This is a genomic window from Ruegeria sp. CH11 (assembly GCF_056537105.1).
The window spans coordinates 143,823-164,628 of record NZ_JBQFQX010000006.1 but is presented as its reverse complement, the minus strand read 5'-3'; the positions used below and the strand labels follow the sequence as shown (position 1 = coordinate 164,628).

The window sequence follows — 20,806 nt, the reverse complement described above, 5'->3', positions numbered from 1 at the left end:
TGTTCTGTCCGAGTTTCTCAACGTGAACAAACCCCAGCAACATGCAGGGGCTTGTTCACGTAAATTCGGGGGCGCGCTTATCCGGCGATCAGCCCCATGCTCTCCAGCTTCAACAGAACCTGATGGGCGCAGTTGTCGACTTCGACATTTTCGGTCTCGACCCGCAGTTCCGGATCCGAGGGCACATCATAGGGGTCGGAAATGCCGGTAAATTCCTTGATCTTCCCTTCCCGCGCCAGTTTGTACAGGCCCTTGCGGTCGCGACGCTCGCATTCCTCGATGCTGGTCGAGACATGGACCTCGCAAAAGGCACCGAACTGCTCGATCTCTTCGCGTACGGCGCGGCGGGTCGTCTCGTAGGGTGCGATCGGCGCACAAATGGCGATGCCGCCGTTCTTTGTGATTTCGGACGCCACATAGCCGATACGGCGGATGTTGAGGTCGCGATGCTCTTTCGAGAAGCCGAGTTCGGACGACAGGTTCTTGCGAACGATATCGCCATCCAGAAGGGTCACGGGGCGGTCGCCTGTCTCCATCAGTTTGACCATAAGCGCGTTGGCGATGGTTGACTTGCCCGAGCCGGAGAAGCCTGTGAAGAACACGGTGAAGCCCTGTTTCGAACGCGGCGGGAACCGGTTGCGCAGTTCCTGTACCACTTCGGGGAACGAGAACCATTCGGGGATCTCCAGCCCCTCGCGCAGACGGCGGCGCAGTTCGGTGCCCGAGATGTTCAGGATCGTGACATTGTCCTTGTCTTTGATCTCGTCGTTGGGCTCGTACTGGGCGCGTTCCTGTACATAGACCATATGCTTGAAGTCGACCATTTCGACGCCGATTTCGTCTTGGTATTTGCGGAACAGGTCCTGCGCGTCATATGGGCCGTAGAAATCCTCGCCAGCCGAGTTCTTGCCCGGACCCGCATGGTCGCGGCCTACAATGAAATGGGTGCAGCCGTGGTTGGCGCGGATCAACCCGTGCCAGACCGCCTCGCGCGGGCCAGCCATGCGCATCGCCAGGTTCAGCAACGACATCGAGGTGGTCGAGGCCGGATATTTGTCCAACACCGCCTCATAGCAGCGCACGCGGGTAAAGTGATCGACATCGCCCGGCTTGGTCATGCCCACGACCGGATGGATCAGCAGGTTGGCCTGTGCCTCTTTTGCGGCGCGGAAGGTCAGTTCCTGATGCGCGCGGTGCAGCGGATTGCGCGTCTGGAACGCCACGATGCGGCGCCAGCCCAGCTTGCGGAAGTAAGCGCGCAATTCGTTCGGCGTATCGCGGCGGGCGCGGAAGTCATAGTGTACGGGCTGCTGAATGCCGGTCACCGGGCCACCCAGATAGACCTTGCCCGCGACGTTGTGCAGGTAGTTGACCGCCGGGTGGGCCTGATCGTCTGCACCAAAGACCTTCTCGGCCTCTTTCGCCTTATCCGGTGTCCAGCGGTCGGTGACGGTCATGGTACCCAGAATGACACCCTCCAGGTCGCGCAATGCGATGTCCTGCCCCAACTCGACCTGTTCGGCGAATTCTTCGCTAACGTCCAGCGTGATGGGCATGGGCCAAAGTGTGCCATCGGCCAGCCGCAGGTTTTCGACGACGCTGTCATAATCGGCCTGGGTCAGAAAACCCTTCAAGGGGTTGAAACCGCCGTTCATCAGCAGTTCCAGATCACAGATCTGCCGCGGGCTCAGGTCCCAGCTGGTCAGGTCCGCGGCTTCGGCCTTGAGCTTTTGGGCCGAGTCATAAGACACGTAAAGTTCGGGGATTGGGGTCAGGTTATTCAAAATCGTCATCGAAATACTCTTGTCAGCGTTGTTTGTGCACGATTCCAGGGTTATGCAGAAGCGTCTGCCCCAGTCGCCGGGCAATGTCCAGAGAGGCCCGGTAACTAAGGAGGAAATGCACGGGTTTCACGGAGTGTGGAAGAAAATTCCGGCTTTTGCGATCAAGCAGGGTCAACATTCCGGATCGTCGAGTTGGCGGCAACGATTTCAGGCAATCTGTTCTGCAGGGTTCATCCGCGATTCAACCTCTGCCGCGCGCTCGACAGGCAGGGCGGGGACTGGGGCTGACACGCCGCGCAGACTGAAATCTCGTAGCTCACCGGGCTCGGTGATGATCCCGGCCGTTGTCAAAACCGCCTGCGAAACCAGCAGTTCGACACCCAAGGCCTTTGTCTCTGCCTCCAGTCTGCTGGCGACGTTGACCGCGTCCCCGATGATGGTGCGGGGGGCGTGTTTGGCGGCCCCGATCTCGCCAAGAACCAAATCACCCAGATGCAGGCCCATGCCGATGCGGATCGGTGGGCTGCCTTCGGCTTCGAGTTGTTGGTTGAACCTGTCCAGCGCATGGCCGACCCCTGCCGCAGCATGCAGCCCAGCCAGCGCCGAACTGGCGGCATCGCGGGTTTCGAACATCGCCAGCAGACCGTCGCCCATGTATTTGTCGACCGTCCCACCCTGTGCCGTGATTGCCGGAACGATCGCGTCAAAGAAACGGTTCAGAAGGAAAACGACGTCATAGGGCAATTGTCCGGTTGTCCGCGCTGTGAAGCCGCGCATATCAAGAAACAGCACCGCCAGTTGTCGCTCTTGCCCCTGGCTTGCATGCGCCCGGTCGCGTCCGCCATCCGGACGGAACACGCGAAAGACCGTTACCGGGTTCGTCGGTCGCACCTGACAGGCCAGCCGCGTTCCATCGGGCGCGCCAACGGCGGCCAGGCTGCGGGCCTCGACCTCACCGGGCGAGTGCAGCTGGTCAGCCCCGTTCTCGACAACAACGCGGCAGGTTGTGCAGCGGCCCTTGCCGCCGCAAAGCGCCGTATGAGGGATGCCGTTCGCCTGCGACATCTCAAGCAGCGTCATTCCCTTTTCCGAGACGACTTCGGGGCCGTCTACGTAACGGACCCGAACCGAATGCCGTCTGCGCCATAGCTTACGGCCCAAATAGACACACGCGGTCAGCGCAAGGGCTGTCCAGAACACTGTCTTCGCGGTGTCGGTGACGCTGAAAAGGGCCTGAAACTCTTCTGAGGAAGGCCAGTTGTAGTGCTCGATATACTGCTCACGCAGGAACGGGTCCGCGAAGTCTGCCCACAGTCGCCGCCCTTCGGTCAGTGCGCCTGCCAGCGCAAAACCCGGAACAAAAACCGCGCATCCTATCAGATAGGGAACCGCTGCGCGCCACCAGCTGGTCAGGCGCAGCCACATATGAAGCCCGATGCAGCCATGTACCCAGACCAACAGGACAAGCAGGCTTTGCATCCATATTGCCGTGCTGGGCCACATCAGGATGATGATGTACCCCATCTCGTCATTGACGCCATAGATCTCATGCGCATAGCGCGTCTGCACAATATGCGCGATCAGCTGTATCGGGATCAGCAGGCCAAGAACGGCTTGCAACGCCATGCTGAACGGCATGCGCAGCGTGCGGCGCTGGGCCAGCGAATACAGCGCCAGCCCTGCATGGGTGAGCAATGCGATGTAAAGGATCAAGCTTATCAGATTGTGGCGCGTGATGAATTTGCGGCCATCCTGCATCCCGTGCAGCAGGTCGGTGTGAAACAGGCCCAGACCGATATTGATGAAATGGAAAAAGGCAAAGACGAACAAGATCAGGCCGCTGGCGATCCTAAGCCGTTGCACCCATCCGCCGCGCCAAAGAGCACTTTCCAAAAGCTTACCCGTCTTTCGTCTTGCCTCAATTGATTCTGATACGCCATTGCCCGGCGGTCAAGACAAGTGCGTTCAACAATGCGGGTCCCACAACTGGGCCTCACCCCTCGGGACGATCAGATCATGCGGTGCGTGAAACAGCACAAGATGGCTGAGATCCGGGCGAGAGCGTGAGCTGTAGCGCAGCCCGTCAACCCCTGTTCTGCGGGCCAGATCGGAATATTTCCAGGTTGGGGAAGGGTGCCCTTTGGCGCGGGTGTCCTGCCAGATCGCTGACACCTCGGGGCGGTTGCGAAAGTCCATCAACCGCGCCTCCGAAATGTCGAACTGCTGAATGACACGCAATGGGTCGTCTGGAGACACATAACGCCGGATGGCGATTCCGGCCCCTTCGGAGCTGAGCGAGGCATAAAGCGCGAATTGACCGGTGTGATGGAACCGGCCTTCGGGCGCACGGGCAGGGGCCAGCGGCACGCCTGATCGGGACTGGAACAGAATTCTCCAGACCGGGCCGGAGAATTCCGCGATCATGTCAGTCGTTCTCCGCCAGAAAACGCTCGGCATCCAGCGCGGCCATGCAGCCCATGCCGGCGCTGGTCACGGCCTGTCGGTAAATGTGGTCGGTCAGGTCACCGGCGGCGAACACGCCCGGCACCGAGGTCTCTGTCGAGCCCGGTTTGGTCACCACATAACCACCCATATGGGTTTCCAGCGTGTCCTTGACCAGTTCGTTCGCGGGCGCATGGCCAATTGCGACAAAGACGCCCTTGCACGGGATCTCGGTGATCTCACCGGTTTTGACGTTTTTGACACGGACACCTTCGACGCCCAACGGTGCGTCGGTGCCGATGACTTCGTCAAGCTCGTGGAACCAGAGCGGTTCGATCTTCTCGTGTTTCAGCAGGCGGTCCTGAAGGATTTTCTCGGCCCGCAGCTCGTCGCGGCGGTGGATCAGGGTGACCTTGCTGGCAAAGTTTGTTAGGAACAGGGCTTCTTCCACGGCAGTATTGCCGCCACCGATCACGACGATTTCTTGTCCGCGATAGAAGAACCCGTCACAGGTTGCACAGGCTGAGACGCCAAAGCCCTTGAACTTTTCTTCCGACGGAAGGCCCAGCCATTTTGCCCGTGCACCGGTGGCCAGAATCACGGCGTCGGCGGTGTAGACCGTGCCGCTGTCGCCTTTGGCGGTGAAAGGACGCTTGCTGAGGTCCAGATCGTTGATGATGTCGCCGATCACTTCGCATCCCATGGCCTTGGCGTGATCCTGCATCCGCACCATCAGGTCGGGCCCCTGCACTTCGGTGTCGCCGGGCCAGTTTTCGACCTCGGTCGTGGTGGTCAGCTGCCCACCGGGTTCGATGCCCTGCACCAGAATGGGATTCAGCATAGCGCGGCTGGCATAGACGCCCGCAGTGTATCCGGCCGGTCCCGATCCGATGATCAGAACCTTTGTGTGTCGTGTTTCGGCCATGGTGCCCCCAATTCAATCCATCTGCAGCGGGCGTTCAGCCCTTCGCGGTTGGATATAGCGACGGCGACAGGGCGCTTAAACCCCTATTGGCGCATGTATCGGACTTGCGTTGCCGTCATGGCGCGGTCGGCAAAAATGTGATCTGAATGCAGAATGTTGCGTCAGCGCGAAAGATTATTGCGCATCAGCAGGGCGCTGATATAAGAACCGAAAAAATCAGGAGTCATCGATGGTCACGACCCGGCTGGATGAGATCGACCGCAAGATTCTGGCGGAATTGCAGGCCGATGGCCGCATGACGAATGTCGAACTGGCAAAACGCGTGGGAATCTCGGCCCCTCCGTGCCTGCGCCGGGTTAGAACGCTTGAGGACGCGGGCTATATCCGGGGCTATCACGCCGACGTAAACGCCCGCGAACTGGGGTTCGAAGTTCAGGTCTTTGCCATGGTCGGCCTGGAAAGCCAGGCCGAATCGGAACTCAGCGCTTTTGAGGAACGCTGCCGCGAATGGCCATTGGTTCGCGAATGCCACATGTTGAACGGCGAAGTGGACTTCATCCTGAAATGCGTCGCGCCCGACCTAAGCAGTTTTCAGCAGTTTCTGACTGGCGAATTGCTGACCACACCGAATGTGGCCAGCGTCAAAACATCGCTTGTCATCCGAGGCGCAAAAGACGAGCCAGGCGTACCATTTGACGTGCTGGAAGACCGGATGAACCGGACGGCCTGACGGCCAACCGCGTTTCGTTTGCATTGATTGGTGGAAGAATCGCAACCACCGTCAGGTAAGCTGCCCAACCTAATAAAATCTGCATCATGCCCCCAACATTCGCAGTACCATTTAACACTCTACACGTCACAGATTACGCAGTGATCGCGTCGATTTCGCCATCTCCGGCGCGCGGCATCAGCAGCGGGCCAAAATCACTCAGCGATTCTATATGGTAAAATAGGTTGAGATAGACAGAACGCAAGGACTGGCTGATCAACCGAACTGCATTTGTGCCTGGGTGATAGGTTTCGAACTGCAACCCGTCCACGCGAATCACGGAATGTTTGCGCAGGCAGATGTGAAACAGCTCGACCGGCGTAGGTGGCAGGGTCTCGATCACGCCCATTCCATCCTGAAATTCGGAAACCGGGGTCAGCATCTGCTGGCCTCCATAGAGGTGACGCAGATGCGCGGGCGTGCCAAGCAGCCGGGCCGCCGGACCGGTGATGACACCGGACATCGGTTTCTGCATTCCGAAGGTGTCCGCCATGATGCGGGTCAGAGGGCGCATGCGACCACGCGAGTCCTCGCGCCCTGGAACAAGGGTAACCGATCCTTTCCAAAGGACTGTTTCGGATGATCCGTCCTGGGTCAGCACCTGGTCGCCGGGCAGCAGGTCTTCGATGGCCATCGGCCCCTGCGCTGTCTCCACCAAAGACCCGCGCGTGAAGGCGCAAAAGGCGTCTTCGAACATTGGCAGGGCGGGCGCGATATGGCGTGTTTGCGAGACATCGCCGTTTTTCAGCAATGTGCTGACCTCATAGCGCCGCAGCTGCGCCTTTTTCTGTGTCGCTGGTCGCGGAGCTTCGCGCAGCAGTGTAGATGTCTCAACAGCGTTTCTGGCCGCGCGGGCCAGTGAATTTGGAATAGTCATGTATTCCGTCCCCTTTTAGTCTCCGTACCGGCGGGGTGAACCCCCGTGCATTCCCGCCAGACGGTCTTGTTCTTTGCCTTTCAGATACAGGGCAGACGCAGGACGGAATTCGCACAGATTCCGCGCCGCGAAAGAAATTTAATTGTTTTGGTCAACTGTATGACCCCCCAGACAAACTCGTAACCACAGGCAACAACGCCTGCACACACACTCCTGAAACATGCGGCGCAAACCCATCTGCGACGCTACGCATCAGACCGGAGCCTTTCTGATGCGCATATTGCCCGCCGGAACCGGCAGCTTGGTTCCGTTGGAGTTCTGTGTCAGTGCCGGTCGGCCAAACGGCGCGCGACTCTGACGGAATGACTTGAAACCCGCTTCCATGGCATCTCAGGTTCATGGGCCTGCACAGCCGCAACGATCGCGTTCAAAAAGCGTGATTTCGACTTCATTTCTGGTCCTGCTCTGTTTTGGGGCTGACGCCCTGGTTCCCGTTACATATTCAAATCTGACGACGCTTTGCGGCGCGGATAAGGCTGATCCGGGATGAATTGAGGACAAAATGAAGGTTTCGCGTACTCCTCTGGTTAACCTGATCAGGACAGAGCGGCTGAGGGCCGCAACCACACCCTGATTACTGGTAAAAACTGAAACGATTCTGAGTCTGATAAACACAAAAATTGTGGCGGAAAGGTGGCAATACTGCCTTATTTCAGCCCAAGATCAGAGTCTTATGGCCGAGATCAGGCGTCCGTAGTCCGCCTCTTTTGCATGGGTTGCCCTGCGGTAGGAAAAGAACCTGTCCGGGTCCGAATAGGTGCAGTGACGGGTCCATTCGGACTGTCCGACACCTGCCGCGCGTAAACGATGCAGACCAAAGGCGGGCAGGTCGAATTGCAGTCGATCATCCTGTCCATTCGCAAAAAATCGCGCGTTTTCGGGAGAGTCCGCCAGAAATTCATCCATGAACTCGGGTCCGACCTCATAGGCGCGCTGCGAGATTGACGGGCCGATCACGGCACAGGTCTTGCTGCGGCTTGCGCCCAGTGCTTCCATCGCCTCGAGCGTTGCCTCAAGAACACCGTCCAATGCGCCGCGCCACCCAGCATGGGCTGCCCCGATCACTTTTGCGTCAGGGTCGGCAAACAAGACCGGCTGGCAATCGGCCGTCAGGATCGTCAGGGCGAGCCCGGGCGTCGCCGTGACCACCGCGTCTGCTTTTGGCTTATCGCCGTCCACCGGGCCCTCGACAGTCAGAACGGTCGGAGAATGCACCTGATGCACGCCGACCAGTGCCTCGGGCGTCAGCTCCATCGCTTCGGCCACGCGGCGGCGATTCACCGCGACAGCTTCGGTCAGATCAGATGAACCATGGCCGCAGTTCAGTCCTGAGAATATTCCGGAAGAGGCGCCGCCACGCCGAGTAAAGAAACCATGTTTTACTGGGGACAACAGATCCGAGGTCAGAATTTCCAGAGTCATGGTTCAAGTCCCGGTGGTGGTGCGGTGTGGGCCGGGTACAGCCCCAGCACCTTGAACAGGTTTCCCATTTCCTGTGGATGCGTCAACCTTCGATGTGCGGCAATCAATGTATCCAATGCCTGACCGTCCAAAGACGCGGCTAGGCTTTGCGCGCGCGCGGTGATTCCCAACCGCTCGAGAAACACGCCCTGCGGGGTGAGGCGGGTGCAGGCGCATCCGGCTGCTTGCGCCGCGCTGAACAGCGGTTCGAAATCCACATGCGCCGTCAGATCAGACTGTCCGGGCGCGTCCAGCGGATCGGTCCGTTCGTGGGATCGCAGCGCTTGAAGCGTATCCCCCAACGAGCGCCAATCCCCGTAATCAATGATCAACGCCGTACCGCCATGTCGGGATAAGCGGTCCGCGATTTCGGACACAATCGGAACTGCGGCGGCGCAAAGTTCGACCAGATCGCCCTCTTGCGTGTCGGTGAGCCTGTCTTTCAGGGCGGGCTGCGGCATCGCTGGGCCGCGACCAAAGCGAAGCTGCGCGCCTTGCGTACCGATCAACCGTTCGCACCAACCGTCGCCGTCCCGCAGGAATTGCCGGATGGGTAGGGCGTCGAAGAACTCGTTCGCGATCAGGAACAGCGGCAGCTGGGGCAGATCCGTGATCGTATCAAGCCAATTGGGGTCATGGGGCTGCAACGTGTCAGCCTGGATTGCGCGCAGGACCGGGGACGCCTCTAGCAGCACGATCTGGGCTGCGGCGTGAAACCCCTTAACCTGCCGCGTGGCGCGCAGGATATCTGCCATCAAGGTGCCGCGACCCGGGCCCAACTCGGCCAGAACGAATGAGGCCGGGCTTCCCTGATCCATCCAGCATTGCGCAACGCTCAGTCCGATCAGTTCCCCGAACATCTGGCTTATCTCGGGCGCGGTGACGAAGTCCCCGCGCGCACCCAGCGGATCTCGGGTCGAGTAATACCCCAGTTCCGGATGGAGCAGGCATTCAGTCATGTAATCCGCCACTGTCATCGGACCCGCCTCGGCAATCCGGGCCATCAGCAGGTCCTTGAGGGTCATGTCGCCCGCCGGGTGCGCAGCACGAACCACAGGCCAAGTGCGATCATCGGCAGCGACAGTAACTGCCCCATCGTCAGCCCATAGCCGCCAACATGCCACGCCAGACCCAGTGGATTGCCCGGCGCAACAAACTGGGCGTCCGGCTGGCGGACAAATTCGACAACGAACCGTGACGCGCCGTAGCCCGCCAGAAATACGCCCATGATCAGGCCTGGCTTGCGAAACGCGCCACGGCGGTAGGCCAGCCAGAGAAGCAGAGCGCCTAGCAGCAGCCCTTCCAGCACGGCCTCGTAAAGCTGCGAGGGGTGGCGGGCGCACATGCCTGCGACCACACCGGAACAATCCTGCGCAGCCGCGCCGGGAAAGATAACGGCCCAGGGCAATTCACTGGGCCGACCCCAAAGCTCGGCATTGGTGAAATTCGCCAGCCGACCCAGAAACAGACCGGGTGGGACGGTATGCGCGACCAGATCGCCCAGCGACAGAACAGATATACTGTGCCGACGCGCATAAAGATAAGTGGCTACGATGACGCCCAGCAACCCGCCGTGAAACGCCATGCCGCCCTGCCAGACCTTCACGATTTCAAGAGGATGAGCAAGGTAATAGCCGGGCTGATAAAACAGCACAAAGCCCAGCCGCCCGCCAAGGATCACGCCAAGAATGATCCAGGTCACCAGATCCTCCAGCCGTTCAGGTTGCATTGGCGCGGTTTCACTTGGCCAGAGGCGCGGGCGTCGCAACGCTGCAACCGCCATACGCCACGCGATCAGAATGCCGGCAATATAGGCCAGCGCGTACCAACGTAGCGCAAGCTCGAACCCGAAGACGGGAATCGAGAAAACGTCTGGTGACAAATCGGGGAAGTTCAGAACAGCCTGCATGTGCGTCTCATTGCCCGGGGAGAATGGCACAAGTCAACCTTGAGCCCGGCGCTTTCTTTACCCATATAGAGGTCAACGACGAAATCGGAGTAACGCCATGCAGACCCGCAACAAAATTCTGGACGATATGTCTCAGCTGATGACCAACGCGATGGGGGTGGCTCAGGGCGCACGTCAAGAGGCCGAGACAGCGATGAAATCGATGCTGGATCGTTGGCTGGCGGATCGCGACTTTGTCACGCGCGAGGAATTCGATGCTGTCCGCGCCATGGCACAAAAGGCGCGCGAAGAGAACGCGGCGCTCGAAGCGCGTATTGCCGCGCTTGAGGCGAAGCTGGGCGACTAACGTCGGATCAGCGCAGAAATCGAATAGCAGATGCCGATGGATGCACCGCGTGATCCGCTGCGGGATTGGGCGGTGCCGCGTATGATGACGCGTTGCAGCAATTAATCAAGCTAAAGCTGGCTTTACCGCCAATATTTTGATCGCCGTTGCCATCTGTCCACAACTTATTGCCTTTATCCCCAAAAATGGGGGTTGTCAGAGTCCCGGCCACATCGCACCATATTTAGTACAGGCCCAAGGGGGAAGCCCGGCTTGTAGAGCAGGCAACTAGCGCTGGGGCGCTGCCAGCCCCGGAATGCTAGAGATTAGTGAGGTGGCATTATGGCCCTTTCCGAGCAGTATCTCGAAGAAGACCTTCATCCGATCGACATTGTTGAACATCTTGCAGAACACCACGACTGGGACTTTGACCGGATCGGTGATGATCAGATTGCCATGGCTGTGGAAGGCCAGTGGCGCACCTATTCGATCACTTTGGCATGGTCCAACTACGACGAAACACTGCGTCTGGTGTGTTCCTTTGAAATGGAGCCACCCGCCGAGCGTGAGACCGAGTTGTACGAACTGCTCAACCGGATGAATGATCAATGCTGGGCCGGGGCCTTCACCTATTGGGCCAACCAGAAGCTGATGGTCTATCGCTACGGGCTGGTTCTGGCCGGTGGCCAGACGGCAAGCCCAGAGCAGATCGACACCATGATCAACGCTGCGGTGTTAAGCGCCGAGCGTTACTATCCCGCGATCCAATTGGTTACCTGGGGTAACCGCGATCCCGAAGACGCGATACAAGTCGCCATTGCAGAGGCTTACGGCCGCGCGTAAAGCTTTGCCCCGAACCAAATCGCAGGGGAGGGGCAAAGATGGACATGTCACGCGTCGCCGAACAGGGCCTTGTGCTGTTGGGCTGTGGCAAGATGGGGTCTGCGATGCTAGCCGGTTGGCTGGATCATGGCCTGCCCGCATCCAGCGTTTGGGTGATCGATCCCTACCCATCGGATTGGGTGAAAGCGCAAGGCGTGAACGTAAATGTCACGCTACCAGCCTCTCCGGCCGTCGTTCTGGTTGCTGTCAAACCACAGATGATGGGCGAGGCGCTGCCTGCGATTCAGGCGCTGGGCGGTGGTCGCAGCCTGTTCATCTCGGTCGCGGCGGGCACATCGATCGGGACGTTCGAGGCCGTATTGGGGCAGGGCACGCCGATCGTCCGCGCGATGCCAAACACGCCAGCAGCGATCCGGCAAGGTATCACCGCCCTCATCGGAAACAGTCATTCTACTGATAGCGATATCGCGCTGGCCGAAAGCCTGCTGTCGGCCATTGGCGAGACGGTCAGGCTGGAAGACGAGACGCAGATGGATGCGGTTACAGGCGTCAGCGGGTCCGGCCCGGCCTATGTGTTCCACCTGATCGAAGCTTTAGCAAAAGCGGGTGAAGCGCATGGCCTGCCGCACGATCTGGCAATGAAACTGGCCAAATCGACGGTGGCTGGTGCAGGTGCGCTGGCCATGACTGCCGAGGAGGACCCGGCCCAGTTGCGCATTAACGTGACCTCGCCCAATGGCACGACGCAAGCCGCGCTTGAGGTCTTGATGCACGAAGAGCAGGGATTTCCCGATCTGTTGCATCGGGCCGTAAAGGCAGCCACTGACCGATCCAAGGAGCTGTCGCGTGAGTGAGATAACCTTTGACGACTTTCTTAAGGTCGATATCCGCGTGGGCGAGGTGACCCGCGCCGAACCCTACCCCGAGGCGCGCAAACCGGCGATCAAGATGTGGATCGACTTTGGCGGCGAGATTGGCGAGCGAAAAACCTCGGCTCAGGTGACGGCGCATTACAACCCGGCAGGGCTGGTCGGAAAACAGGTCATGGCCGTTGTCAATTTTCCGCCCCGCCAGATCGGCAGATTCATGTCCGAGGTTCTGGTGCTGGGCCTGCCGGATGAAAATGGCGAGATTGTTCTGATTGGCCCCGACGGCAAGGTGCCGTTGGGTGGAAGGATGCACTGATGAAGCTTTGGATCACGCGCCCCATGACCGACGCCGTAGAGGCGCGGGCAATGGACGAATTTGATGTCGACATTCGCAGCAGCACTGCTCCGTTGAGCGAGGCCGAGATGACGAGGGCGCTGACAGATTACGATGTGGTCGTGCCGACACTGGGCGACCTGTTCTCGGGCGATGTTTTCGCCGCTGTTGCCAACCCGCGCTGCAAGTTGCTGGCCAATTTCGGCGTTGGTTACAACCACATTGATGTGAGCGCGGCGCAGGCGGCCGGGGTCGTGGTCACAAACACACCCGGGGCTGTTACGGATGCCACTGCCGACATTGCAATGACCCTACTTCTGTCCACAGCCCGGCGCGCGGGCGAGGGTGAGCGGTTGGTCCGCGCAGGTAGCTGGCAGGGTTGGCACCCGACACAGATGCTTGGGCACCATGTCTCGGGCAAGCGCGTTGGCATTGTCGGGATGGGCCGCATCGGTCAGGCGATTGCCCGGCGCTGTCACTTTGGGTTCGGGATGCAGGTGGCTTATCAGTCGCGCTCGGCCAAGGACGTCGATTTTCCGGTGCAATTTGTTCCGGATCTTGAGGCGTTGGCGGCGCAGGTCGATTTCCTTGTGCTTGCCGTTCCGGGTGGTGCCGATACCCGCCATCTGATCGACGCGCGGGTGTTCGAGGCGATGAATACTTCGGCGATTCTGATCAACATTGCACGCGGTGAGGTCGTCGACGAATCTGCCCTGATCGCGGCATTGCGTGCAGGTCAGATCGCGGGCGCAGGCCTGGATGTCTATGAATTCGAACCGGACGTTCCGCAGGCGCTGCGCGACATGGAAAACGTCACGTTGCTGCCCCATCTGGGCACTGCGACCGAAGAGGTCCGCACCGGAATGGGCCATTTGGCGCTTGATAACGTAGCGGCTTTTGTCGCGGGTCGCCCGTTGCCCAATCCGGTCTAACCGCCCACGGCATCTCGCCAATGTTTGCGGCAGAGCGAAACGTAGGTCTCGTTGCCGCCGATCTGTACCTGTGCGCCTTCGGTGATCGTCTGGCCATTCTCGTCCTGACGGATCACCATGGTGGCCTTGCGTCCGCATTCGCATATGGTGCGCACTTCGCGCATCTCATCGGCCAGCGCCAACAGGGCCGCTGATCCGGGAAACAGCTTGCCCTGAAAGTCGACCCGCAGACCATAGGCCAGAACGGGGACGTTCAAATCATCGACCGCACGGGCCAGTTGCCAGACCTGATCTTCGGTCAGAAACTGCGCCTCATCCACGAAAACGCAGGCCAAAGGGCTGGCGTTCAGGCGGGTCTCGATCATCGCGAAAACGTCGTCATTTGTTCGGAACGTGTCTGCTTGTTCCGAGATCCCGATCCGAGAGGCGATCCTGCCTGATCCCGCACGACCATCTATCGCTGCCGTCAGCAGGTAAGTGTCCATGCCGCGTTCGCGATAATTGTGTGAAGCCTGCAGCAACACGGTCGATTTGCCCGCGTTCATGGTCGAATAATTGAAATAGAGCTTAGCCATGAAGCGGGTCTAGAACGCGAAAGCGGTCCGGGCAAGCCAACAGTTTCGGGATTGGTGCGACGCCGCCGTTACAATAGCCGAGGCCGAGCGTGAACTCTTGGGGATGGAAACCCCTGCCACCGCAACAGCAGCGCCGCAGGCCACCATGAGGCCCAAACAGAGCAGGGCGAAAATAGTGCCCTGCAATTACTCATTACCGGCACGAACGGCCGCCACTCACTCACAAAATCCCTGCATTTCTGAGGGATAGTCAATTTATGGCATTTCAATTATGATTCAAATATGGGAAATTTCCCTACCCTTTCCCCCGCTGGGACAAGCTTGGGACAGGAGCGCAGGTAACAAAGGTAAAACAATGGCAGATATCGGGGCCTATCTGAAGAAGCACACCGAAGCGCTGGTCAAGGATGTCGGGATCGAAGCCGCGTGCGAAATCACCGGCAAATCCAAGGCGACGCTGGGCCGGTACTATTCGGATAACGCGGAGCATTCGGATCGGTTCATGCCGGTTGATGCGGTTGCACGCCTCGAGTCGGTCTCGGCCTATCCGCATGTGACCTCGGCGCTGGCAGACCTGTTGAACATCACGCTGTCTTACGATGGCCGCAACTCGACCAGCCCGCGCACCGGTGGCGTCAATGCGGATGTAATCGCCTTGAGCCAGCGGTTTGCCATGCTGATGACCGAATATCAGGCCGCGATCGAGGATGGGATCATTACAGTGAACGAGGCCAAGCGCCTGCTGAAAGAGACCAGTCTTCTGCAACAGGTGCTGATCGAGATGAAGCTTCATCTCGAGGAAGAAAGCGTCAACTAGGCCGTAGCTTTCTGGCCGTAATTCGGCTGGCGCGGCGTCAAACGTGCCGTTTGACGATCACAGAGCCAACCGAATATCCCGCCCCGAACGAGCAAATAAGGCCGATGTCGCCCTGCTGCAAATCGTCGGAATACTGTGAAAACGCAATGATCGACCCAGCGGACGAGGTGTTTGCGTAATCCTGAAGAATATTGGGTTGTTCTCCGTCCTCGGGCGTGCGCCCCAGAACTTTTTTGCCGATAAAATCGTTCATTGTCTTGTTGGCCTGATGCAGCCACAGGCGTTTGAGGTCGGTACTGGCCACGTTCTCGCCGGTCATGTGATCCGCGATGTGGCGGCTGACCATGGGCAGTACCTCTTTGAACACCTTGCGCCCGTTCTGCATGAACTGCATGTCGCGGCGATCGACCAGGCCAGCGGGTCGGGATCGGCGCAAGAACCCGTTATTGTTGCGGATATTGTTGGAGAACTGCGTGGCACAGCGGGTCGAGATTACCTCGAAATGCGGGCCTTGGGCGTCTTCGATGCGTTCAATCAGCGTGGCAGTTGCGACGTCGCCAAAGATAAAGTGGCAATCGCGGTCACGCCATTCCAGATGGCCCGAGCAAATCTCGGGGTTGACGACCAATGCCGCCCGCACCGACCCAGATCGCACCATATCGGCCGCCGCCTGTATGCCAAATGTGGCCGACGAACAGGCGACGTTCATATCGAAACCAAACCCGTTGATACCCAGCGCCTGCTGAATTTCGATGGCGATCGCGGGATAGGCCCGTTCATGGTTTGACGCAGCACAAATCACCAGATCGACATCAGCCGCGGTTCGACCGGCCTGATCCAACGCTTTGGTGCAGGCATCCACGGCCATTTCGGTCATGATGCCAGGTTCATCATCGGACCTCTGGCGCAGGGCGGGGTGCATGATTTCAGGGTTCAGCACTCCGGTCTTGTCCATCACATAGCGGTTTTCGATCCCAGATGCCTTGACGATGAACTCCTCGGACGAATGTTGCAAAGGCTCGGCTTCACCCGCGGCGATGGCCTCTGCGTTCTCGGCATTCATGCGGTCGGCATAGGCATTGAACGCCAATACAAGCTCGGCATTGGTAATGACGTTTGGGGGCGTGAAAACTCCGGTACCGGTGATGGCGGGCGTATACATAGGGTGTCCTGAACATTTCGAATTAGAACAAGATGCAGGTACGGATCGGTTTGATCAAGATATCTTGACCTAAGGGAATGTGCGTTAGATTCGCCATTTCACATCTTGAATAGTTCAGAAATTGAAGTATATGGCGGTCACATCGACGGAGCCCCACATGTCAGATGATACCAGCCGCAGCCTTAGCCGCATGAGCCCTGAGATACAGGCAATGATGGGCGTCTACGCTCTGTACTGGAAGCTGGAAGAAAGCTTTGACAGTATCGAAACCGACCTGAGCCATCAGGAATGCCACATGCTGATAAAACTAGATCAGCCCAAACGCATGGGTGTTCTGGCGACTGATATGTTAAGCGTTCCGTCCACGATCACCGCTACGGCGGATGCGTTGGAAAAAGCTGGCTACCTGTCCCGCCAGCGCGACCCTGAGGATCGGCGCGCCTGGCTTTTGTTGCTGACCGAAAAAGGCGAAGACGCGCGCAATATGCTTGTGACAACAGCCGGAGAGCTGTTTCACCGCGCCTCTGGACTGAATGAAGCCGAAACAGCCGAATTTGCCAGTCTGGCGTGCAAGATCCGCAATAACATCTTGAAAACCGGAATTCCCGAGGGATTGAAGAAATGAAACTCCTGACCTCTCTGGTCCTGTCACTGACCATTCTTGCAGCGCCTGCCGTTGCTCAGGACACCCCGAAGCCTGTGAAGTTGATACAGGTAAAGGAGACGGCGCCGGGCTTCTCGCGCCAGTTTTTTGGACGTGTCGCAGCGCGGCAAACCGTCGATCTGGCCTTTCAGGTCGCCGGACAGATCGTCGAAATGCCGGTCAACGAAGGTTTCGTGATCCCAAAGGGCGAATTGATTGCCCATCTGGATCAGGAACCGTTTGAACTCAAGCTGGATCGCGCGCGTCTCCAGAAGGGCCAGGCGGATCGCACTGTCGCGCGCCTGTCGCGCCTGCGCGGCACCGCAGCCAGCCAGGTGGCTGTGGATGATGCGGAAACGGCAGCGCAATTGGCGGCCATTTCGTTGCGCGACGCTGAATACGAGTTGGAACACGCGACGCTGACGGCACCGTTCGACGCGTTGGTCTCGAGCCGCGCGGTCGAGGCATTTACGACCGTCTCGGCAGGGACGCCCATCGTGCGCATTCACGATATGTCCGAGCTTCGGATCGAAGTGGATGTGCCAGAAATTCTGTTCCAGCGGTCGAGCCAGCAAAACGAAATCACGATCACCGCCAAGTTCCCCGTCAGTGATGAGATTTTTCCGCTGGAAATCCGCGAATTCGACGCTGAATCGTCGAGCGTGGGGCAAACCTTTCGCATCCAGTTTGGTCTGACCCCACCAGAAGGGCTGCAAATTCTTCCCGGTTCGTCGGTCACCGTCAATGTTCAGGTTCAGGATCGGCGTACGGGCATCATCGTGCCGGCCACCGCGATCGTCGCGGATGCCGGGGGTGATCTGGGCGTTATGGTTTATTCTCCGGTCGGGGCAGATGAGGGTACCGTTCAGCGTGTTCAGGTAAAAATTGAACCGACTCAAACAGGCGATGTGCGTGTCCTTGAAGGGCTATCCGAAGGTGATGAGATAGTGGTCGCTGGTGGCGGTGCCCTGGTCGATGGCCAGAAAGTACGCCGCTTTGTCGGCTTTTCCAACTGAGGGGCGGACAGATGAACATCGCACGCGCCTCGATTGATCGGCCGCTCTATACGTGGCTGATCATCCTGATTGCCCTGTTCGGCGGCATCTGGGGCTTTCTGTCGCTGGGTCGGCTTGAAGACCCGGCCTTCACCATCAAGAACGCGGTCATCATCACGCAATACCCCGGTGCCACGGCGGAACAGGTGGCGCTGGAAGTTTCCGAGCCGCTTGAATCGGCCATCCAGCAGATGGGAGAGGTCGACAAGATTACCTCGATGAACCAACCCGGCCAGTCGATCATCGAGGTCGAGGTCAAATCCACCTATGACGGGACCGAGCTACCCGACATCTGGACCCGGTTGCGTGCCAAGGTCGGCGACGCCGCGCGGGCCTTGCCGTCGGGCGTTGGAGAGCCCTTTGTCAATGACGGCTTCGGGGACGTTTTCGGGCTGTTCTACGCGGTCACGGCCGAGGGGTATTCGGATGCGGAAAAGCATGAGCTTGCGACGTTTCTGCGCCGCGAACTTCTGACGGTTGACGGGGTCGCAGATGTCGAAGTTCAGGGCCTGCCGGACGAAGCGATTTTCATCGAACCCGATCTGGCGATCTCGGTGAATCAGAATGTGCCATTTCAGGCGATCAACGATGCGATTGCAAACGCCGACTCGGTCAATTCGTCGGGCTCCTTGCGCTCGGCCGATGACCGAACGACGATTCTGACGGCAGAGGGGTCCGACAGCGTGTCTGCCATCGCCGGGCTGTCCGTTGGCTCGCAGGGGCAGGTCGTCAATCTGTTCGACATGTCCAATGTCTACAGGGCGCGGCAAAGTGATCCGTCGATCATGATCCGCTATAACGGGGTCGAAGCATTCACGCTTGGGATTGCGGGCCTTTCCGACGAGAACATCGTCGAAGTCGGCAAGCGTGCGGACCAGAAATTTGCCGAACTGGATGCGGACATTCCCTACGGCGTCGAGATTCTGCCCGTTTACCAGCAGCACGTGGTGGTCGAGCAGGCATCGAACGACTTTCTTGTTAACCTCGCCATGTCGGTCACGATCGTGGTCATTGTCTTGGCCATTTTCATGGGCTGGCGCGCCGCGATTGTTGTCGGGTCCACCCTTTTGCTAACCGTGGTGGGCACGCTGTTGTTCATGTCGATGTTCTCGATCGAGATGGAGCGTATCTCGCTGGGTGCATTGATCATTGCCATGGGGATGCTGGTGGACAACGCGATCGTTGTCGCCGAAGGGATGCAGATCGCCATGCTGCGTGGCAAATCCTCGCGCGATGCAGCCGAAGACGTGGCCGGGAAAACGCAAATCCCGCTGCTGGGTGCAACCGTGATCGGCATCATGGCCTTTGCGGGTATCGGTCTCAGCCCGGACGCGACCGGAGAGTTTCTGTTCTCGCTGTTTGCCGTGATCGGTATCTCGCTGCTGCTCAGCTGGGTACTGGCGATCACCGTGACGCCAATGCTGGGGCACTACTTCTTCAAGCAGGGGACTGGTGAGGACACAGACGCCTATGGTGGCCCGCTGTTCCGTATCTATGGTGCGATCCTGCGCGGAGCATTGCGGCTTCGCTGGCTGGTTCTGGCCGGTCTGATCGGTGTCACCGTGGTTTGCTATGCGGGCTTTGGCCTGATGAAGCAGCAGTTCTTCCCGGACTCGAACACGCCGCTTTTCTTTGTGCACTACAAACTGCCGCAGGGAACACCGATTGCGCGGACCGCCGAAGACATGGCCGTCTTCGAAGAATGGCTTGAGGCGCGCGACGACGTCGTATCTGTCACCACGTTTGTCGGGCAGGGGGCAACGCGGTTCATGCTGACCTATTCGGCCGAAAAGCCGAATCCAAGCTATGGTCACATGATCATCCGGACCGAAAGCCTCGAGGATATTCCCGCCTTGCAGGCCGATCTCGAAACCTTTGGCATTGCCCGTTTCCCCGAAGGAGAGTTTCGCACCAAACGACTGGTTTTCGGACCGGGCGGCGGTGACCCGATCCAGGCCCGGTTTTCCGGCAGTGACCCGGCGGTATTGCGGGGGCTTGCGGATCAGGCCATTCAAGTGATGAAGAACGCGTCGCCCAACGCGCTGAATGTGCATCACGACTGGCGCGAAAAGGAATTGGCCGTACAGCCGATCTACGCCACCGAACGGGCGCAAACAGCGGGCGTCACGCGCGAGGACATCGCGGCGACCCTGCAATTTTCGACCGACGGTATCACAGGTGGTGTTCTGCGGGAACGCGACCGGCTGATCCCGATCATTCTGCGCCGCCCGGCAGACGGGGATTATTCGATTGTCGATCAGGTCGTCTTTTCCGATCAGTCCGAAAGGTTCGTGCCGATCGAGCAGATGGTGGACGGGTTCGAATATCAGGCACTCAATACGCTGGTGCATCGCCGCGATCGGGTGCTGACGATCACTGTGGGTGCCGACATCCCATCCGACCTGACGGCCGTGCAGGTCCATTCCGAAGTACGCGCCGCCGTCGAGGCAATTGACCTGCCGCCGGGCTACAAGATGGAATGGGGTGGCGAGTATGAAAACTCGCGGGACGCGCAGCAAAGTCTTGGACGGCAATTGCCGCTGAGCCTGCTGATCATGGTGTTGATTTCGGTCATGCTGTTCAATGCGTTGCGCCAGCCGATCATCATCTGGCTGCTGGTGCCCATGTCGGTCAACGGTGTCGTCATCGGGTTGCTGGGAACCGGTCTGCCCTTTACGTTTACAGCTTTGCTGGGGCTTCTGAGCCTGTCGGGCATGTTGATCAAGAACGGCATCGTTCTGGTCGAGGAGATCGACCTGGTGCGGGCGACGGGCAAACCGTTGCAGCCTGCGATTGTCGAAGCCTCGGTCTCGCGTCTGCGCCCTGTAATGCTGGCGGCGATTACCACGATCCTGGGCATGGCGCCGTTGCTGACAGACGCGTTCTTTGTCTCGATGGCTGTCACGATCATGGGCGGACTGGCCTTTGCCACCATTCTGACGATGGTTGCGGCGCCGGTCCTCTACATGCTGCTATTCGCGCGCGAGGAAAGGCGACGGCTGGCCGCAGCCTGATCTGCTTTGG

At 59.0% G+C, this 20,806-nt stretch carries 20 protein-coding genes; 10 read left to right on the top strand and 10 right to left on the bottom strand.

Annotated elements, in window-relative coordinates:
* Nucleotides 1–77: 77 nt before the first annotated feature.
* The 4 genes from ACR0LX_RS11925 to trxB all read right to left on the bottom strand — a co-directional run bounded on the left by ACR0LX_RS11925 (nucleotide 78) and on the right by trxB (nucleotide 5,151).
* Complete coding sequence (locus ACR0LX_RS11925; RefSeq protein ID WP_480783906.1) at nucleotides 78–1,793, bottom strand: bifunctional sulfate adenylyltransferase/adenylylsulfate kinase; 1,716 nt, start codon at nucleotides 1,791–1,793, stop codon at nucleotides 78–80.
* Between the two features lie 198 nt (nucleotides 1,794–1,991).
* Nucleotides 1,992–3,677, bottom strand: coding sequence for an adenylate/guanylate cyclase domain-containing protein (locus ACR0LX_RS11920; RefSeq protein WP_480783905.1), 1,686 nt, complete (start codon nucleotides 3,675–3,677; stop codon nucleotides 1,992–1,994).
* A 72-nt stretch (nucleotides 3,678–3,749) separates the two neighbouring features.
* Complete coding sequence (locus ACR0LX_RS11915; RefSeq protein ID WP_480783904.1) at nucleotides 3,750–4,208, bottom strand: RES family NAD+ phosphorylase; 459 nt, start codon at nucleotides 4,206–4,208, stop codon at nucleotides 3,750–3,752.
* Nucleotide 4,209: 1 nt separating this feature from the next.
* Complete coding sequence (trxB, locus tag ACR0LX_RS11910) at nucleotides 4,210–5,151, bottom strand: thioredoxin-disulfide reductase (RefSeq protein WP_480783903.1); 942 nt, start codon at nucleotides 5,149–5,151, stop codon at nucleotides 4,210–4,212.
* A gap of 229 nt (nucleotides 5,152–5,380) precedes the next feature.
* On the opposite strand from trxB, the gene ACR0LX_RS11905 reads away from it, so the two are divergent.
* Complete coding sequence (locus tag ACR0LX_RS11905; RefSeq protein ID WP_480572623.1) at nucleotides 5,381–5,881, top strand: Lrp/AsnC family transcriptional regulator; 501 nt, start codon at nucleotides 5,381–5,383, stop codon at nucleotides 5,879–5,881.
* Between the two features lie 133 nt (nucleotides 5,882–6,014).
* Here the strand turns inward: ACR0LX_RS11905 and ACR0LX_RS11900 are convergent, their stop codons facing one another.
* From ACR0LX_RS11900 to lgt, 4 genes are all read right to left on the bottom strand, one after another.
* Nucleotides 6,015–6,797: a Hint domain-containing protein gene (locus ACR0LX_RS11900; RefSeq protein WP_480572625.1), complete on the bottom strand. Its 783-nt coding sequence runs from the start codon at nucleotides 6,795–6,797 to the stop codon at nucleotides 6,015–6,017.
* Nucleotides 6,798–7,520: 723 nt separating this feature from the next.
* Nucleotides 7,521–8,279 carry a peptidoglycan editing factor PgeF gene (pgeF, locus tag ACR0LX_RS11895; RefSeq protein ID WP_480783902.1) on the bottom strand — a complete coding sequence of 253 codons (759 nt, stop codon included), beginning with the start codon at nucleotides 8,277–8,279 and terminating at the stop codon, nucleotides 7,521–7,523.
* Nucleotides 8,276–9,343: a class I SAM-dependent methyltransferase gene (locus tag ACR0LX_RS11890; protein WP_480783901.1), complete on the bottom strand. Its 1,068-nt coding sequence runs from the start codon at nucleotides 9,341–9,343 to the stop codon at nucleotides 8,276–8,278. The genes pgeF and ACR0LX_RS11890 overlap by 4 nt, the downstream gene beginning before the upstream one ends.
* Complete coding sequence (gene lgt, locus ACR0LX_RS11885) at nucleotides 9,340–10,227, bottom strand: prolipoprotein diacylglyceryl transferase (RefSeq protein WP_480783900.1); 888 nt, start codon at nucleotides 10,225–10,227, stop codon at nucleotides 9,340–9,342. Before lgt ends, ACR0LX_RS11890 begins: the two co-directional genes overlap by 4 nt.
* Before the next feature lie 97 nt (nucleotides 10,228–10,324).
* Between lgt and ACR0LX_RS11880 the strand changes: the two genes are divergently transcribed.
* The 5 genes from ACR0LX_RS11880 to ACR0LX_RS11860 all read left to right on the top strand — a co-directional run bounded on the left by ACR0LX_RS11880 (nucleotide 10,325) and on the right by ACR0LX_RS11860 (nucleotide 13,530).
* Nucleotides 10,325–10,573: an accessory factor UbiK family protein gene (locus tag ACR0LX_RS11880; protein WP_480572633.1), complete on the top strand. Its 249-nt coding sequence runs from the start codon at nucleotides 10,325–10,327 to the stop codon at nucleotides 10,571–10,573.
* A gap of 321 nt (nucleotides 10,574–10,894) precedes the next feature.
* A complete protein-coding gene (locus ACR0LX_RS11875; RefSeq protein WP_480572635.1) occupies nucleotides 10,895–11,395 on the top strand; it encodes a type III secretion system chaperone family protein in 501 nt (166 codons plus the stop codon).
* A 38-nt stretch (nucleotides 11,396–11,433) separates the two neighbouring features.
* The gene (proC, locus tag ACR0LX_RS11870) at nucleotides 11,434–12,249 is read left to right on the top strand and encodes a pyrroline-5-carboxylate reductase (protein WP_480783899.1); all 816 of its coding nucleotides are present in this window, start codon (nucleotides 11,434–11,436) and stop codon (nucleotides 12,247–12,249) included.
* The gene (locus ACR0LX_RS11865; protein ID WP_480783898.1) at nucleotides 12,242–12,580 is read left to right on the top strand and encodes a tRNA-binding protein; all 339 of its coding nucleotides are present in this window, start codon (nucleotides 12,242–12,244) and stop codon (nucleotides 12,578–12,580) included. The genes proC and ACR0LX_RS11865 overlap by 8 nt, the downstream gene beginning before the upstream one ends.
* The gene (locus tag ACR0LX_RS11860) at nucleotides 12,580–13,530 is read left to right on the top strand and encodes a 2-hydroxyacid dehydrogenase (protein ID WP_480783897.1); all 951 of its coding nucleotides are present in this window, start codon (nucleotides 12,580–12,582) and stop codon (nucleotides 13,528–13,530) included. The genes ACR0LX_RS11865 and ACR0LX_RS11860 overlap by 1 nt, the downstream gene beginning before the upstream one ends.
* On the opposite strand, the gene ACR0LX_RS11855 is transcribed toward ACR0LX_RS11860, so the two are convergent.
* The gene (locus ACR0LX_RS11855; protein ID WP_480572642.1) at nucleotides 13,527–14,105 is read right to left on the bottom strand and encodes a thymidine kinase; all 579 of its coding nucleotides are present in this window, start codon (nucleotides 14,103–14,105) and stop codon (nucleotides 13,527–13,529) included. The two genes, ACR0LX_RS11860 and ACR0LX_RS11855, sit on opposite strands and share 4 nt — an antisense overlap.
* A gap of 355 nt (nucleotides 14,106–14,460) precedes the next feature.
* Here ACR0LX_RS11855 and ACR0LX_RS11850 point away from each other — a divergent pair, with 355 nt between their 5' ends.
* Nucleotides 14,461–14,922, top strand: coding sequence for a hypothetical protein (locus ACR0LX_RS11850; protein WP_480572644.1), 462 nt, complete (start codon nucleotides 14,461–14,463; stop codon nucleotides 14,920–14,922).
* A 37-nt stretch (nucleotides 14,923–14,959) separates the two neighbouring features.
* On the opposite strand, the gene ACR0LX_RS11845 is transcribed toward ACR0LX_RS11850, so the two are convergent.
* Nucleotides 14,960–16,084 carry a beta-ketoacyl-ACP synthase III gene (locus ACR0LX_RS11845; protein WP_480783896.1) on the bottom strand — a complete coding sequence of 375 codons (1,125 nt, stop codon included), beginning with the start codon at nucleotides 16,082–16,084 and terminating at the stop codon, nucleotides 14,960–14,962.
* Nucleotides 16,085–16,241: 157 nt separating this feature from the next.
* On the opposite strand from ACR0LX_RS11845, the gene ACR0LX_RS11840 reads away from it, so the two are divergent.
* The 3 genes from ACR0LX_RS11840 to ACR0LX_RS11830 are packed head-to-tail and all read left to right on the top strand — an operon-like array spanning nucleotide 16,242 to nucleotide 20,796.
* On the top strand, nucleotides 16,242–16,709 hold the full coding sequence (locus ACR0LX_RS11840) for a MarR family winged helix-turn-helix transcriptional regulator (protein ID WP_480783895.1): 468 nt from the start codon (nucleotides 16,242–16,244) through the stop codon (nucleotides 16,707–16,709).
* On the top strand, nucleotides 16,706–17,743 hold the full coding sequence (locus ACR0LX_RS11835) for an efflux RND transporter periplasmic adaptor subunit (protein ID WP_480783894.1): 1,038 nt from the start codon (nucleotides 16,706–16,708) through the stop codon (nucleotides 17,741–17,743). Before ACR0LX_RS11840 ends, ACR0LX_RS11835 begins: the two co-directional genes overlap by 4 nt.
* Nucleotides 17,744–17,754: 11 nt before the next feature.
* A complete protein-coding gene (locus ACR0LX_RS11830) occupies nucleotides 17,755–20,796 on the top strand; it encodes an efflux RND transporter permease subunit (RefSeq protein WP_480572651.1) in 3,042 nt (1,013 codons plus the stop codon).
* The last annotated feature ends 10 nt before the right edge of the window (nucleotides 20,797–20,806 follow it).

Excerpts from the sequence above, each read along its gene's own strand:
- ACR0LX_RS11850 (WP_480572644.1), top strand. The coding sequence starts at position 14,461 with ATGGCAGATATCGGGGCCTATCTGAAGAAGCACACCGAAGCGCTGGTC.
- pgeF (WP_480783902.1), bottom strand. The coding sequence starts at position 8,279 with ATGACTCTGGAAATTCTGACCTCGGATCTGTTGTCCCCAGTAAAACAT.
- proC (WP_480783899.1), top strand. The coding sequence starts at position 11,434 with ATGGACATGTCACGCGTCGCCGAACAGGGCCTTGTGCTGTTGGGCTGT.
- ACR0LX_RS11925 (WP_480783906.1), bottom strand. The coding sequence starts at position 1,793 with ATGACGATTTTGAATAACCTGACCCCAATCCCCGAACTTTACGTGTCT.
- ACR0LX_RS11915 (WP_480783904.1), bottom strand. The coding sequence starts at position 4,208 with ATGATCGCGGAATTCTCCGGCCCGGTCTGGAGAATTCTGTTCCAGTCC.
- ACR0LX_RS11890 (WP_480783901.1), bottom strand. The coding sequence starts at position 9,343 with ATGACCCTCAAGGACCTGCTGATGGCCCGGATTGCCGAGGCGGGTCCG.
- lgt (WP_480783900.1), bottom strand. The coding sequence starts at position 10,227 with ATGCAGGCTGTTCTGAACTTCCCCGATTTGTCACCAGACGTTTTCTCG.
- ACR0LX_RS11880 (WP_480572633.1), top strand. The coding sequence starts at position 10,325 with ATGCAGACCCGCAACAAAATTCTGGACGATATGTCTCAGCTGATGACC.
- ACR0LX_RS11835 (WP_480783894.1), top strand. The coding sequence starts at position 16,706 with ATGAAACTCCTGACCTCTCTGGTCCTGTCACTGACCATTCTTGCAGCG.
- ACR0LX_RS11860 (WP_480783897.1), top strand. The coding sequence starts at position 12,580 with ATGAAGCTTTGGATCACGCGCCCCATGACCGACGCCGTAGAGGCGCGG.
- ACR0LX_RS11840 (WP_480783895.1), top strand. The coding sequence starts at position 16,242 with ATGTCAGATGATACCAGCCGCAGCCTTAGCCGCATGAGCCCTGAGATA.
- ACR0LX_RS11905 (WP_480572623.1), top strand. The coding sequence starts at position 5,381 with ATGGTCACGACCCGGCTGGATGAGATCGACCGCAAGATTCTGGCGGAA.
- ACR0LX_RS11855 (WP_480572642.1), bottom strand. The coding sequence starts at position 14,105 with ATGGCTAAGCTCTATTTCAATTATTCGACCATGAACGCGGGCAAATCG.
- ACR0LX_RS11875 (WP_480572635.1), top strand. The coding sequence starts at position 10,895 with ATGGCCCTTTCCGAGCAGTATCTCGAAGAAGACCTTCATCCGATCGAC.
- trxB (WP_480783903.1), bottom strand. The coding sequence starts at position 5,151 with ATGGCCGAAACACGACACACAAAGGTTCTGATCATCGGATCGGGACCG.
- ACR0LX_RS11845 (WP_480783896.1), bottom strand. The coding sequence starts at position 16,084 with ATGTATACGCCCGCCATCACCGGTACCGGAGTTTTCACGCCCCCAAAC.
- ACR0LX_RS11830 (WP_480572651.1), top strand. The coding sequence starts at position 17,755 with ATGAACATCGCACGCGCCTCGATTGATCGGCCGCTCTATACGTGGCTG.
- ACR0LX_RS11900 (WP_480572625.1), bottom strand. The coding sequence starts at position 6,797 with ATGACTATTCCAAATTCACTGGCCCGCGCGGCCAGAAACGCTGTTGAG.